Consider the following 13,564-nt stretch of genomic DNA (forward strand, 5'->3'; position numbering starts at 1 on the left):
GACGTCAGCTCTTAGCGTTCTTCTCGAGAAACTTCGTCGCGTCGCCGACGGTCAAAATCGTCTCGGCGGCGTCATCGGGGATTTCACAGCCGAACTCTTCTTCAAATGCCATCACAAGCTCGACGGTGTCGAGGCTGTCGGCGCCGAGGTCGTCGATGAAACTTGCGTTGTCGACAACCTTGTCGGGTTCAACACCGAGGTGCTCGACCACAATCTTCTTAACCCGCTCGCCAATCTCACTCATCTTTAACCTCGTGCTTGTTCCATTGGACCCGACCCCAAGACGCTACAGAGACGCTACGAGCTATCGTGGTCGTTAAACTTCCTTCGCTATCGCGCATAGTCTTGATTCGGCCCGGTGGTAGCCGACAAAGCCCCGGCGAACGGCAGGCGTCGCCACGCCAATATACAGGGTTTCAAAATCCTGCAATGGCCTTGTTTGCCCATCCGTCGGGGGTTCGGTTACCATACTTCCCTAGCCTTGACTACAAGCCTCACCCGCCCCGGACAACGGCCTTTGGCCGCATAGATCGGGGCAATAACTCGCTCAAATCATGGCCATTCCACCGTTGACGTGAATCGTCTGGCCGGTGACGTAGGCCGCCTCGTTGGAGGCGAGATAGACGGCTGCCGCCGCGATGTCCTCCGGTGTCCCCAGCCGCGCCGCAGGAACCTTCGCCAGGATGGTCTCGCGCTGCTTGTCGTTGAGCGCATCGGTCATCGGCGTCTTGATGAATCCCGGCGCGATGCAATTGGCGGTCACGTTGCGCTTGGCGTACTCCGCACCGAGCGTCTTGATCAGGCCGATGATTCCGGCCTTCGACGCGGTGTAGTTGGCTTGGCCGGGGTTGCCGGTCACGCCGACGATCGAGGTGATTGCTATGATCCGGCCAAAGCGCTTGCGCATCATCAATTTGGTTGCGGCGCGGGCAAGACGGAAGGTCGCAGTCAGGTTGACGTTGATGACGTCGTCCCAATCCTCGTCACGCAACTGGACAAACAGATTGTCGCGCGTGATGCCCGCATTGGCGATCAGGATATCGACCTGCCCCATCGCGGCTTCCGCCGCTGGCACCAGCGCCTCGACCTCCGCGCTGTCGGAAAGGTTGCACGGCAGCACGTGGACGCGTTCGCCAAGCTTGCCGGCAAACGAATCCAGCACCTCGCGACGCGTGCCGGAGATCGCCACCGTCGCGCCTTGACCATGCAACGCCTGCGCGATCGCACCGCCGATGCCGCCGGTTGCGCCGGTCACCAACGCCGTCCTGCCAGTCAAATCGAACATCAATGTCTCCTTCCGGGAGCTTTTAGGCCGACGCCGCCAATGCGTCCTTTGCGGCGGTAATATCGTTGGGTCCCCCGACCGCCACGCCGACCGCGCCGTCGGCGATCCGCTTGACCAGCCCGCTCAGCACCTTGCCGGCACCGATTTCGAAGAACCGCGTGACGCCATGCGCTGCCATATAGGCCACCGACTCGCGCCAGCGCACGGTGCCGGTGACCTGCTCGATCAGGCGGCGGCGAATCTCGTCGGGATCGGTGATCGGCGCGGCCAGTACGTTCGCCACCAGCGGCGCAGCCGGCGTCTTGATCGTTACACCTGCAAGCGCCTCTGCCATTGCATCGGCGGCAGGCTGCATCAGCTTGCAATGGAATGGCGCGGACACCGGCAGCAGCATTGCACGCTTGGCGCCTTTGGCTTTGGCGATTTCCACGGCGCGGTCGACAGCGGCCTTGTCGCCGGACACCACCACCTGCCCGCCGCCATTGTCGTTAGCCGCCTGACAGACCTGCCCTTGCGCGGCTTCGTTGGCGACGGCCATCGCCGCCTCATAGTCGAGCCCAAGAAGTGCCGCCATCGCGCCAGCGCCGACTGGCACGGCCTTTTGCATTGCAAGACCACGGGTGCGCAGCAGGCGCGCGGTATCGCTGATGCTGAGGCCGCCGGCCGCGGCCAGCGCGGAATATTCGCCAAGCGAATGGCCGGCGACAAAGGCCGCATCCCGTCCGACGGAAAAGCCCGCCTCGGTCTCCAGCACGCGCAGCGTGGCAATCGAAACCGCCATCAGGGCCGGCTGGGCATTTTCAGTGAGCTGGAGGGTTTCGGCCGGGCCGTCCCAGATGATCGCGGTCAGCTTTTCGCCGAGCGCCGAATCAACCTCATCGAACACCGCCCGCGCAGCCGGGAAGGCCTCCGCCAGGGCCTTGCCCATACCGACCGCCTGGGAACCCTGCCCCGGAAATGTAAATGCAGCCGTCATCCGGTGCTCCCTCGTAAGATTGGGGCCGTAAGACACTGACGCGGGCCGGGATGTCAAGCCGCGGTGCGGTATCGCCGGGCCGTTGCCGGGGTCATCAAAGGGCCGGAGCGGGTCAGCGTTCTTGCAGCGCCAGTCGGATACCCAGAGCGCAGTAGAGACCGCCGATTGCCTTCCCCTGCCATTTCAGCACCGCAGGATTGCGGCGGAGGAACGTCCCGAGACCTCCGGCGCCTGCTGCAAAAACCGTCGTACTGACGAACCCCAATAAAACAAAGATGATCCCCAGAATCGTGAGCTGAAGCATGACCGAACCATTTTCGGGCCGTACGAACTGGGGGAGAAACGCGAGGAAGAAAAGCGCCGTCTTCGGGTCTAGCACCTCGGCCAAAATCGCTTGCCGAAATGCCCTTCCTGCTGAAATCGGCAGTGCGCGGGCCGCGAGATTTGCTGGCGTCCTTTCGAGGACGGCACGAATGCCCAGGTAAACGAGATAGGCCGCGCCGAGGTACTTGATGACGCTGAACAGCATGGCCGAAGCGGCAATGATCGCCGAGATACCGACGATCGCCATAAAGGTGTGAATCATGTCGCCGGCCGCGATTCCGGCGCCCGTGGCGATGCCGACCGGGGTGCCTGAAGTCGTTGCCCGCGCAACCGTGAGAAGCGTCGCGGGGCCCGGAATGAACACAAAGCCAAGCACAACCGCGACATACGTAATCAATGTGGTCGGATCGATCATTCGTTGGCTCCGCTTGGTCGCCGACGGAAGCTACACCACCGTCGATCACCGCACTAGAAGCCGCCCGCCGCCTGGTCGCCACCGACTTCGGCGCCGGCCCGCGCGCGGCGTGCGCTGCTTACCAGCTTGCCGGGCCGGTCCTCGTGGTCGGGCTTGGCGGTCGCAAGCCGCAGCACGGCGGCATAGCTCGGCTGCACCTCCATCCGATCCGCGTATCGGCTTTCAGAAAGGATGCGGTGCAAGCGCGGTAGATTATAGCAGGGCACGTAGAACAACAGATGATGCTCGAGATGGTAGTTGACGTAATACGGTGCAATGAACAACCGCTCGAGAAAACCCGCGCGTGTGGTGCGGGTGTTGCGCAAGGGATCGCTCGAATCGGGAACGACGGCGTGTTCGGCGATGTTGCGAATGCGGGTGATGACCATCTGCCAGGTGAGCAGCGGCAATAGCCACAATAGCGGATAGGCCCACCATATGCCGGCGGCGGCGAGGCCGGCAAACAACACCGCGTTGGCAGCAAATTGCGGGCCGAGCTTTTCCCAGAAATGGGCGGCGCGCCGCGCAAGCGGCCATTCCTTTGGGCCAAGCGCATTCAACAATTGCGCCTTGCGCTGCTGATAGCCGGTCTGCCCGGTGATATCGCGGAAGAATTTGCGGCGGTAGCTCATCTTGGTGATCGGGAACGGCGCCGACAAAATCAGATCGGGATCGTCGTCCTGCTGGGTGCGCGCATGATGCTGCAGATGGTAGCGCCGATAGGCTCGGGTCTCGGCGAAGACCGGATAGGCGCAGAACCATTGGCTGAGCGTCAAGTTGATTTTCTCGTCGGCTGACAGACAACCATGGGCGCCGTCATGCATCAGGATCGCAAGCCCGAGCTGGCGTGAGCCGATGATGCCGACCGCCAGCAGAAAGGTCAGCGGATTGGGCCACCACGCTACCAGCGCAATCGATCCCAATATCAGCGCCCACGCATGTGCGATCAGGGCTGCACCCTTCCATGTCACGCGCTGGCGTACAGCGACCAGTTGATCTTCGGTCAGAAAGTCGCGGGCACGCATGCGCAACGCCGTCATGGCGATTTCTCCCCGTCGGATGAATAGGAATCGGAAACTTCGCCGCCGCTGACGAGATGCAGTCGTGCGGTGTCGCCGGCCGGCCTCGTCGTCGCCTGGTCGCCGAGCACGCGTAGCATCTCGGCGGCCATTTCCTCGGACGAGCGGCCCATCGCAAATCCCTCGACCATCACGCCGATGGCGAGTGCCCAGAAGCGCCGCGAGGATGCATCGGGATCGCGCAAGCTGCTCCAGCCGTGCCGCTCGATCTGCTCCGCATAGGCGCGCATGCCCTCGGCATGCAGCCGCTCGATGGTGCGCTCCACCAGCGGCGCGAGATCGGGCCTGCGCCGCGTCAGGGTGAGCGCCTCGGCGAAGAAGGCAACAGAATCGGTTGCGGTGACGGTCTCGACCAGCGCGCGGGTGTAGTCGCGCGGCGTCTGCGCCCGCAGCGCAGCCTGCTCGGTGGCGCGCGCGACGTAGAGCATGTCGCGGCAGGCGGCCTCGACGAACAGCGCCTCCTTGGTGCGGAAGTAATAGGTGATCTGGCTCGGGAAAGCGTCGGCGGCCGCTGCGATATCCGAGATCGAGGTCCCGGCGAGGCCCCGCTCCTTGAACAGCCGGCTCGCGCTGTCGAGCAGCAGCGAGCGCATCCTGCGCCCAGCCGTACGCGTGGCGCGCACGGCGTGCTTGGGATCGCCGGAAATCGGCTCGGCCGCCGTCTCGGTCCGCCTCGGGCCCATCGCTCCCTCCTGCGTTATTTGTATGTCATACAAACAAATACTGCAAGATAGGTATTCACATCCCTTGCGGAGCCTTGGGCTACTGTGCATGGGGTTGTTTTCCAAAAAAACGAGAATGGAACCGTCTTCACCCTCGCCGGGCTGTCTCGGCATCTCCGTCCCTTGCCATCCCGGCCAAAATCCTTATAAACCGCGCATCCGTGGATCCCGGCCGGGAGCTGAACGGACGGTCTCAGCAATCTCACCTTTGCAGGCGTTATTGATGTGGCAGGGCCAGTCGGCCCGTCGTCCCGTGCTTCCGCCTTCTGAGCTTATCCCCGAGTCCTTTCCGAAGGCCTCGAAGGGCTTGCCGCCGGGGACCGCGCCAACACTAGGAAAGGACACCCATGCCTCTTTACGAGCATGTTTTTCTCGCGCGTCAGGATGCGAGCACCCAGCAGGTCGAAGAGCTGACCACCCAGATGACGGGCATCGTCGAAGGGCTCGGCGGCAAGGTCACCAAGACCGAGAACTGGGGCGTACGCTCCCTCACCTATCGCATGAACAAGAATCGCAAAGCACATTTCGTGCTGATGAACATCGATGCGCCGTCTGCCGCGGTCACCGAGATCGAGCGGCAGGAGCGGATCTCTGAAGACGTCATCCGCTACCTCACCGTCCGCGTCGAAGAACACGAGGAAGGTCCCTCGGCGATGATGCGCAAGGCCGATCGTGACCGCGAGCGCGACGATCGCGGCGGCGGTTTCCGCGGCGACCGCGAGGGCGGCTTCCGTGGCGATCGTGAAGGCGGTGGCTTCCGCGGCGACCGTGGCCCGCGCCGTCCGCGTGAAGACGAAGCTGCAGCAGCGGTAGAGGAGTAAGAATCATGGCTGAAGCTGGTGCACGCCGTCCGTTTTTCCGTCGCCGCAAGACCTGTCCGTTCACGGGTCCGAATGCGCCGAAGATCGACTACAAGGATTCCAAGCTGTTGATGCGTTACGTCTCCGAGCGCGGCAAGATCGTGCCGAGCCGCATCACCGCCGTCTCCGCCAAGAAGCAGCGTGAGCTCGCCCGCGCCATCAAGCGCTCGCGTTTCCTCGGCCTGCTGCCCTACGTCATTCGCTAATATCTTCGACCGGCGGCGTCCGCGCCGCCGGTCGTTATTTTCACCGGTCGTTATTCTTCATAAGGCTCCGGTCGCCGATGGTTGGTCGAAACAACCTCTGGTCGCCCGTCGAACCCGCAAGTTTTTCTCCCATTCAATGCGCCCGATGCCGCCCGTTCGCATCGTGTACGGCTTTCCGGTACGTCTTTAGTTCTAGTACGTAACTGGTGCGCCCTCCCCCTGATAAATCCCCGCCCGCGGCTCCTTGCACATGAAGGAAGCACACCTCGTTGACAATCGCTGCGGCGGGCACGTACGCTGCCCGACAGCAGGACGGATGCCAAATTCCCGCATGCTACGGGTGTCGAAGTTGCCGCCAATCACGTGCGGACACGAGCCCCAATAAGCGGCGCCAACGAGCGCAACCGCCAAAGGGAGTGCAAACGATGTCCGTCCACATCCGTGGTCTGTGGCCAGTCGTACGCTTGGCCGCTATTTTCACACTGACCGTGGCTGCAGCAGGCGCTGCACAAGCTCAACAGAAAACCGATGTCATCTTCAGCGCCGGTCCGACCGGCGGCAGTTGGACACCAATGGCGGCTGCAGCGTCGCAAGTCGTGAACAAGCGATATCCCGAGCTGAACGTGCAGGTCGAGCCGGGTGCAGCCCTCGTCAACATGGAGAAAATTCGCAACGACAAGGCCGATATCGGCTGGTCCATGACGACCGTCATGGCCGATGCGCAAAAGGGCGAAGGTCAGTTTGCCGGCAAGGCGACTGACAAGGGCCTGTTCGTGGCCAATTTCTATCCCAACGTCTGGCAGTTGGTGGTGCCGGCGAACAGCGACATCAAGAGCGTCAAGGATCTGAAGGGCCACCCGGTGGCGCTGCCGGCACGCGGCAACACCAGCCTGGCGGCCGGCTGGGAGTACCTGCTCAAGGTGAACGGCATGACGCTGAACGACTTGGGCGCGAAGAGCTACGGCCCGGTGTCGTCCAATGCAGAGGCCGTCAAGAACCGGCAGGCGATGGCGGCCGGATGGTTCACCGTGGTGCCGGCATCCTTCGTGCTGGACCTTGGCTCGGCGATGCCGCTGCGGGTGCTTCCGGTTACCGACGAGGAGTTCGCTGCACTGCGCAAGCTCAATTCGGGCTTTGTGCGGTACACCATCAAGGCCGGCACCTACAAGGACCAGGGCGTGACCGACGCTGTTCAAACCTTCCAGTCGCCGACCGTGCTGATTGCATCGTCCAAGACGTCTCCCGAGGTGATCTACAAGATCACCAAGGCCATCGTCGAAGGGCGGGACGAGTTCGGTAACGTCACCAGTGACATGAAGGGCGTGAAGGCGTCCGACATGGCTGAAAGCCTGGGCATGCCGTATCACCCCGGCGCAGAGAAATACTACCGCGAAGCGGGATTGCTCAAGCAGTAGAGGGCGTGCCGTGCGCAAGCTCTCAGGCTATGCGGGGCTGGTCGTCGGCGTGGTTGCGGTCGCAATGTCCGTGTACCACGTTTACGCGCGACTGACGGTCTACGCCCCCGATCAGCAGGCCCTGCTCTACATAACGCTGGCCTTCAGCCTGGTGCTGTCGTTCCTGCTGTGGCCTCGCAGCAAGAACGCAACACTGGGGCGCGTGCCGTGGGAGGATCTCGCTTTGGCGGGTCTTTCGCTTGCCTGCATTGGCTACATGTTCGCGAACTACGACTACATCGTGAACCGTTTTCCCACCGCCGATTCTCTGACCCGAATGGACATGGCGGTAGGAATTACCGCCACCCTGCTGGTTCTGGAGGCGACGCGACGCACAATCGGCGCGTCGCTGCCGATCGTGGCAATCGTCTTCCTGCTCTACGGGTTCGCGGGCCCCTGGCTGTATGGCTGGCTCTACCACAGAGGTCTCAGCCTCGAGCTCACCATCGATCAGACCTATTTCACCACGGAGGGGATTTTCGGGGTGCCGATGACGGTGGCCGCGACCTACGTCATTCTTTTCATCATCTTCGGCACGTTCCTCGAGAAATCCGGGGCAGGTCAGTTCTTCATGAACTTCGCAAACGCGATCGCCGGCGGCGCGCGCGGCGGTCCCGGCAAGGTTTCGGTCGTCTCCTCCAGCCTGTTCGGCACGATCTCCGGCTCCGCGGTAGCCAACGTCATGGTTGACGGCTGGCTGACGATTCCGATGATGAAGAAGACCGGCTTCAAGCCGGAGGCGGCAGCGGCCATCGAGGCGGTCGCCTCCACGGGCGGGCAGATCATGCCGCCGATCATGGGCGCGGCGGCGTTCGTGATGGCCGAGTTTCAGGGCGTCAGCTACACGCAGGTGATGATCGCGGCGGCGATACCCGCGCTCTTCTACTATGGGGCGCTGTTCGCTGCGATCCACTTCAACGCCGTGCGCTCGGGGCTCAAGGGCTTGCCGCGCGAAGAACTGCCCGTCCTGGGCCACATCATGCTGCGCCAGGGGCACCTGTTCCTGCCGGTCATCGTGCTTCTGGCGCTGCTTCTGTTCGGCTTCACGCCGACCTATGGCGCGATCATCGCCACATTCGCGCTGGTCGCCATCTCGTGGCTTCGACCTTCCACGGCGTTGGGTTGGCGCGCGTGCCTTGAGGGCTTGCGTGACGGGGCGGTGCAAACCGTGCCGGTGGCGATGGCCTGTGCGTCCGCCGGTATCGTGATCGGAATCGTGCTGCAAACCGGGCTGGCGCTGCGGTTCACGGCTTTTCTCATCGACTTCACCTACGGCTCTCTGCTGCCTGCACTGCTCATCACGATGGTCGCCGGCGTCATTCTCGGCATGGGCATGCCGACCACCCCCGCCTACATCATGCAGGCGGCGCTGCTCGTGCCCGCGATCATGAAGCTCGGTGTGGAGCCCATGGCGGCGCACATGTTCGCGTTCTACTTCTCCTGCCTGTCGGCCGTGACGCCGCCCGTGGCGCTGGCCGTGTATGCTGCGGCGTCAATCGGCGGGGCTGGCCTGTGGGCCTCGGGCGTGCAGGCGATGAAGTTCGCTGCCGCCGGCTTCATCGTGCCGTTTTTCTTCATCTACAACCCGGCACTGCTGTTCGAGGGCCCATGGCCCGACATCCTTCGCGCGGTGCTGACCGGCACGATTGGCGTGATTGCGCTCGCAGCCAGTCTCGAGGGCTACTTCCTGCGCGTCGCCAACTGGTTCGAGCGGGGGCTTTTCTTCGTGGCCGCAATGTTGCTGATTGACCCCAATGCCATCACCGATGTCATCGGCTTGGGCCTGCTCGCCATCGGCCTGTTGGTGCAGAAGGTACGGACGATACGACCAACGATAGCGCCGGAAACCAGCACGTGACCCGCACACAGCTCGCCGCACTGACGCTTATCGCTGCCGCCCTCCTCGTTGGCACCGTGGCTTTCGGTGTTTTGCGTATCTACGCCTAAGCCAGGCGGGGCGTCACATCACGCCCCTATGGCATAGAACGCCGGGAACTTGTGCTGGCAGCTTCGGCCAAACGCCCTTGATCGGGTGAGGCTCTTGATCTAAAAGGCCGCCAGTCATCATAGCCCCGTTGGGGCCGTGAACGTTTGAGGGCCCAACTGCGCTCGGTACCACGGTACCGATAAGCCCTCGGATCCCTAACTAGTTGGTAAAGGCGGCATTTTTGCTGACCTCTATCTAACCGCTCGAAAGGGGCGGGACAGCTTATGATCGCGATTATCCTCATTGGTCTTGCGGCCGGCTGCGCGTCGGCGCTGATGTTCGTCTCGGTCGTCTCGGGCGCGCCGGTCTCGTTGCTGCTCTCTTTGCTGGCGCCGCTACCGCTGATGGTGACGGCGCTCAGTTGGGGACCACTCAGCGCAACCATCGGCGGCATCGCGGCGGCTTCCGCCTTCGGTGCAATTTTCGGTCTGCGCTTCTGCCTCGCCTTTGCGGTTGCCGTGGCGCTGCCGGCCTGGTGGCTTGGTCATCTCGCGCTGCTGGGACGGCCAACGGCTGCTGCCGAAACCGACAACAGCACGAGTCCTACGGCAGAGAATCTCGAGTGGTATCCGACCGGGCGGATCCTGCTTTGGATCGCCGGCTTTGCCATCCTGTCCTCCTTCGCGTCGTGGCTGGTCTTCGGCAAGGATGCCGATGCCATCGCTGCGGCCCTGCGAAGCGGGCTGACGAAAGTTCTTTCTGACCGTGAAGGGCTATCGCCGGGCGACATCGAGCGCTTGGCTGACGCGCTTGTAACGATCTTTCGCGGCTTGTCGGCAATGCTCGTCGTGACGACGCTTACGCTCAACCTCTGGCTTGCCGCGAAGATTTCAGCGACGTCGGGCCGGCTGCGTCGCCCCTGGCCAGACTTGAAGAGCACAGCGTTGCCGCCGATGACGCTCGTAGCACTGTGCGCGACATTGGCATTTTGTTTTGCCGGTGGAGCGTTTTCGATAGCGGCGCAGATCATGACAGCCGCGCTCTTCATGGCTTACGCGCTGGTCGGCCTTGCCGCCGTTCACACGTTGACGCTGGCGTTGAAGAGCCGCGCAGTTTGGTTGAGTTGCACCTACGGGATCTTGGTGCTGTTGCCATGGACGATCGTTCTGATGATCGCCATCGGCCTTACTGACGCAATTTTCGGATTGCGACAACGTTACCTGCGCGGAAAGCCGCCGCCTTTGCCCGCAGCCTGAAATCTAACCATCCACTAACATCATACCGAACACGCAATAGGAGAACGAAAATGGAAGTCATCTTGCTGGAACGCGTCGTCAAGCTCGGTCAGATGGGCGAAGTCGTCCGCGTCAAGGACGGATTTGCCCGCAATTTTCTGCTCAAGCGCGGCAAGGCGTTGCGCGCCACCGCCGACAACCGTGCCAAGTTCGACGGCATGAAGGCCGAACTCGAGGCCAACAACCTCAAGGCCAAGGGCGAAGCGACCAAAGTCGCGGAGAAGATCAGCGGTCGCAACGTGATCGTGCTGCGCCAGGCGTCGGAATCCGGCCAGTTGTTCGGATCGGTCAGCATTCGCGACATCATCGCCTCCTTCGAGGCCGACGGCGTCACCATCAACCGCAGCCAGGTCCTGCTCGACGCGCCGATCAAGACCATCGGCAAGCACGAGATCAACATCGCCGTGCACCCGGAAGTCGAAATCAGCGTCAGCGTCACCGTCGCGCGTAGCGCCGATGAAGCCGAGCGCATCAACCGCGGCGAAGACATCTCGACCCGTCAGGAAGACCAGGACGCCGCCGCCGAAGCGCTCGCCGCCGCCGGCGAATTCTTCGATCCGGAAGCCCAGCACGAGGAAGCCGCGCCGGCGCCGGCTGCGACCGAGAAGTAAGGCGCTTCGCTCCAAACGTTTTGACGACCTTCAAGCCCGGCCCCAATCAGGCCGGGCTTGGGATTTTAGCGGCCGTCTTCTCGTCGAGCATTGCGATCGAGGCCAGCGCAGTTGCGGTATGCTTCTCGACGCCATCGGTTACGCAAAACACGTCGGCCGCAACCACAGCGACCTGACGTCCGGGCTTGATCACGCGCGCCCGGCAGATCAATCGCTCACCGATCGCCGGCGACAGCAGATTCAATTTGTATTCCGCCGTCAGCGCCGGTTGCCCGCGCGATGTCGCGGCCGCGATCGTGGTGGCGTTGTCGACCAGGAAGGCCGTAACGCCACCATGGAACAGGCCGTGCTGCTGCAGCAGTTCGGGCCGGCGGTCGACCGCGAGCGTGCAGGTGCCACGCGTCAACTCGGACAATTCCGCCCCGACATGGGTCATGAAGCCCTGGCGGCCGACATTGTCGCGAATGTGTGTGGCGATCGGAGCGAAGTCTGGGTCGGCATTCGCATTCATGCAGTTTCTCCGGTTTTCTGGATCGCATCGGGCGCGACCACCGCGCGGATGGCGCAGGCGATCAGGATTTCGGCCTGCTCTCGCGGATCGGTGCGGTCGCGGCCCGACAACCATGCGCGGCAAAAAATCTGCGCCGGTCCGATGATCTGGCTGAAGAAAACCGACGAAGTCATCGGCAGCAATTCGCCGCGCTCAACCAGCGGCGCGCGCCATCGTTCGACGGCTTCCGCAAGCCGCGAATTCTGCGTGCGCTGCGCGCCGCGGATCGCTTCGGTCCATTCGCTGCGGGAAATCTCGAAGAGATATCGCGCCTCGCGCCGGGAATTGACGACCCAGTCCAGATGTGCGCGGATCAGCCGCGCCACGCCTTCCGGCGCGCCGCAGGATTCATCGACCGCCGCTACGATGGCTGCGTGATAACGGGCGAGGATTTCCAGGAACAGCGTACCGGCCAGTTCCTTCTTCGATCCGAAGAAATGGAAGAAGCTGCCGTTGGACGCTCGCGCACGAGTTCTGATGGCGGCCACCGTGGCGCCCTCGAAACCGTCGCGGTCGAACACCGCCAACCCCGCCGCCAGCAGATCGTCCCGTGCCGTGGCCACCTGCGCCGCCTTTCGCTCCATTAGACCGCCACTCTAGAGTGATACTCTAGAAACGGTCAAGCGCGTCACCGGCGGGCATTTGGAAATCTGCGTCCTATCGCGAGATGGGTGGCGCGGGGGGACCGACGGGCCCGGCCGGCGGCGTTGCGGGCGCCGCAGTAGCTGTCACCGGCGGTGACGTCGCGGGTGCTGCCGCCTGGGGGCTCGCGGCCGGCTCAGGGGCAGTTGCGGCGGGAGCTGGCGGCGCAGGCGTCACCGGGTCGGGCCGGGGCGCGGTCGGTTCGCTGTCGGCGCTCTCCTTGGGGGCACTGACCTTGGGGGTCTCGGATCCGCCTTCGCTGGCCGGCTTTTCCGACTCGCCGGCCGGCTTCGCGGCCTCCATGGTGGCCGGCTTGTCGGCCTCACCCTTGGCGGAGTCGGTCCTGTCGGTATCAGGCTTGCCAGGATCCGGCCCGCCAGAATCGGTCTTGGCAGAATCGGTCTTGGCAGGATCGGTCTTGGCAGGATCATGCTTGGCAGAATCAGGCTGCTCGGCTGTTCCGGGCTTCGCAGTTTCGGATTTGGCGGCATCCCGAGACGCATCTTCCTTTGCGGCGTCTTCCTTTGCGGCGTCGCCGCGGGCGGCTTGGTCGGGTTTCGGCGGTTCTTCGGCGGCAGGCCTGGCACGCCTGCCCTGCTTCTGCCTGACGCCCGGTTTGCTGTCGGTAGCGGCCTGCCCATCATCTGCGGGCTTGGCAGCCTCGGGCGCCGTGTGCGGCCGTGCCAGCCGCTTCGCGTCGCGGCCCGGGCGCGCGCCCTCACCTTGCGGCGGTGATCCGTCGGAACCCGGCCGGTCGGAACCCGGCCGGGCAGCCTCCTGGGCCGGTGCGGCAGACGGCTGCCGGCGACCGAATCGGTCGGGCTGATCCGACCTTCCATCCTGCTTGGCGTCCTTCTGCTTGGACTGATCCTTAGCTTGATACCGGGGATCTGCAGCCCCATTGGATATCAAGTAGGAAGAAAGCACCGAGGCCATGTTGGAGCCGGTGGTATAATGCTGGCGCAGAAAGCCCGGCAACGATGAAGCCGTCGTGTTCTTCAACAGGCCACGCGGGCTCCTGTGGCAGGCGCTGCAGGTGCTCGAAAATATCTGGGAAGGGCTCTTGCCGGCGTCGAGATTTTCTACGGCCCATGCCACGTCTGCTGTGAGGCAGCCGATCAGGAGCGTCACCGTCGCTAAACTGAGCGCTCGGCTCAACATTCCCTGTTTCTCCAGACG

Annotated in this window: 15 protein-coding genes; 6 read left to right on the plus strand and 9 right to left on the minus strand. The window is 63.3% G+C overall.

Annotation, left to right across the window (positions count from 1 at the left end; all coding sequences use genetic code 11):
• Nucleotides 1-4 precede the first annotated feature (4 nt).
• The 6 genes from LMTR3_RS11060 to LMTR3_RS11085 all read right to left on the minus strand — a co-directional run bounded on the left by LMTR3_RS11060 (nt 5) and on the right by LMTR3_RS11085 (nt 4,801).
• On the minus strand, nt 5-244 hold the full coding sequence (locus LMTR3_RS11060) for an acyl carrier protein (protein WP_008969609.1): 240 nt from the start codon (nt 242-244) through the stop codon (nt 5-7).
• A gap of 303 nt (nt 245-547) precedes the next feature.
• Complete coding sequence (fabG, locus tag LMTR3_RS11065) at nt 548-1,285, minus strand: 3-oxoacyl-[acyl-carrier-protein] reductase (RefSeq protein WP_065745066.1); 738 nt, start codon at nt 1,283-1,285, stop codon at nt 548-550.
• A gap of 22 nt (nt 1,286-1,307) precedes the next feature.
• The gene (gene fabD / locus LMTR3_RS11070; protein ID WP_065745067.1) at nt 1,308-2,261 is read right to left on the minus strand and encodes an ACP S-malonyltransferase; all 954 of its coding nucleotides are present in this window, start codon (nt 2,259-2,261) and stop codon (nt 1,308-1,310) included.
• Nucleotides 2,262-2,373: 112 nt separating this feature from the next.
• A complete protein-coding gene (locus tag LMTR3_RS11075; protein WP_065745068.1) occupies nt 2,374-3,000 on the minus strand; it encodes a LysE family translocator in 627 nt (208 codons plus the stop codon).
• Between the two features lie 53 nt (nt 3,001-3,053).
• The gene (locus tag LMTR3_RS11080) at nt 3,054-4,079 is read right to left on the minus strand and encodes a fatty acid desaturase family protein (RefSeq protein ID WP_065745069.1); all 1,026 of its coding nucleotides are present in this window, start codon (nt 4,077-4,079) and stop codon (nt 3,054-3,056) included.
• Nucleotides 4,076-4,801: a TetR/AcrR family transcriptional regulator C-terminal domain-containing protein gene (locus tag LMTR3_RS11085; RefSeq protein ID WP_065745070.1), complete on the minus strand. Its 726-nt coding sequence runs from the start codon at nt 4,799-4,801 to the stop codon at nt 4,076-4,078. Before LMTR3_RS11085 ends, LMTR3_RS11080 begins: the two co-directional genes overlap by 4 nt.
• A 386-nt stretch (nt 4,802-5,187) precedes the next feature.
• Here LMTR3_RS11085 and rpsF point away from each other — a divergent pair, with 386 nt between their 5' ends.
• The 6 genes from rpsF to rplI all read left to right on the plus strand — a co-directional run bounded on the left by rpsF (nt 5,188) and on the right by rplI (nt 11,193).
• Nucleotides 5,188-5,661: a 30S ribosomal protein S6 gene (gene rpsF, locus LMTR3_RS11090; protein ID WP_065745071.1), complete on the plus strand. Its 474-nt coding sequence runs from the start codon at nt 5,188-5,190 to the stop codon at nt 5,659-5,661.
• A 5-nt stretch (nt 5,662-5,666) separates the two neighbouring features.
• A complete protein-coding gene (gene rpsR / locus LMTR3_RS11095; RefSeq protein ID WP_002711478.1) occupies nt 5,667-5,906 on the plus strand; it encodes a 30S ribosomal protein S18 in 240 nt (79 codons plus the stop codon).
• 425 nt (nt 5,907-6,331) lie between these two features.
• On the plus strand, nt 6,332-7,321 hold the full coding sequence (locus tag LMTR3_RS11100) for a TAXI family TRAP transporter solute-binding subunit (RefSeq protein ID WP_084029531.1): 990 nt from the start codon (nt 6,332-6,334) through the stop codon (nt 7,319-7,321).
• A 10-nt stretch (nt 7,322-7,331) separates the two neighbouring features.
• Nucleotides 7,332-9,218, plus strand: a complete 1,887-nt coding sequence (locus tag LMTR3_RS11105) for a TRAP transporter permease (RefSeq protein ID WP_084029532.1) — start codon at nt 7,332-7,334, stop codon at nt 9,216-9,218.
• A 353-nt stretch (nt 9,219-9,571) separates the two neighbouring features.
• Nucleotides 9,572-10,543, plus strand: a complete 972-nt coding sequence (locus LMTR3_RS11110; protein ID WP_065745073.1) for a hypothetical protein — start codon at nt 9,572-9,574, stop codon at nt 10,541-10,543.
• A 50-nt stretch (nt 10,544-10,593) separates the two neighbouring features.
• Nucleotides 10,594-11,193 (plus strand): 50S ribosomal protein L9, encoded by a 600-nt coding sequence (gene rplI / locus LMTR3_RS11115; protein WP_065745074.1) that lies wholly within the window; start codon nt 10,594-10,596, stop codon nt 11,191-11,193.
• Between the two features lie 46 nt (nt 11,194-11,239).
• On the opposite strand, the gene LMTR3_RS11120 is transcribed toward rplI, so the two are convergent.
• The 3 genes from LMTR3_RS11120 to LMTR3_RS11130 form a co-directional block, all read right to left on the minus strand.
• Nucleotides 11,240-11,704: a PaaI family thioesterase gene (locus tag LMTR3_RS11120; protein WP_065745075.1), complete on the minus strand. Its 465-nt coding sequence runs from the start codon at nt 11,702-11,704 to the stop codon at nt 11,240-11,242.
• Entirely contained in the window at nt 11,701-12,306 is a 606-nt protein-coding gene (locus tag LMTR3_RS11125; RefSeq protein ID WP_065745606.1) for a TetR/AcrR family transcriptional regulator, read from the minus strand. The genes LMTR3_RS11120 and LMTR3_RS11125 overlap by 4 nt, the downstream gene beginning before the upstream one ends.
• Before the next feature lie 94 nt (nt 12,307-12,400).
• Nucleotides 12,401-13,546: a hypothetical protein gene (locus LMTR3_RS11130; protein WP_065745076.1), complete on the minus strand. Its 1,146-nt coding sequence runs from the start codon at nt 13,544-13,546 to the stop codon at nt 12,401-12,403.
• Between the last annotated feature and the right edge of the window lie 18 nt (nt 13,547-13,564).

The organism is Bradyrhizobium sp. LMTR 3 (assembly GCF_001693485.1).
Lineage (GTDB): Bacteria > Pseudomonadota > Alphaproteobacteria > Rhizobiales > Xanthobacteraceae > Bradyrhizobium.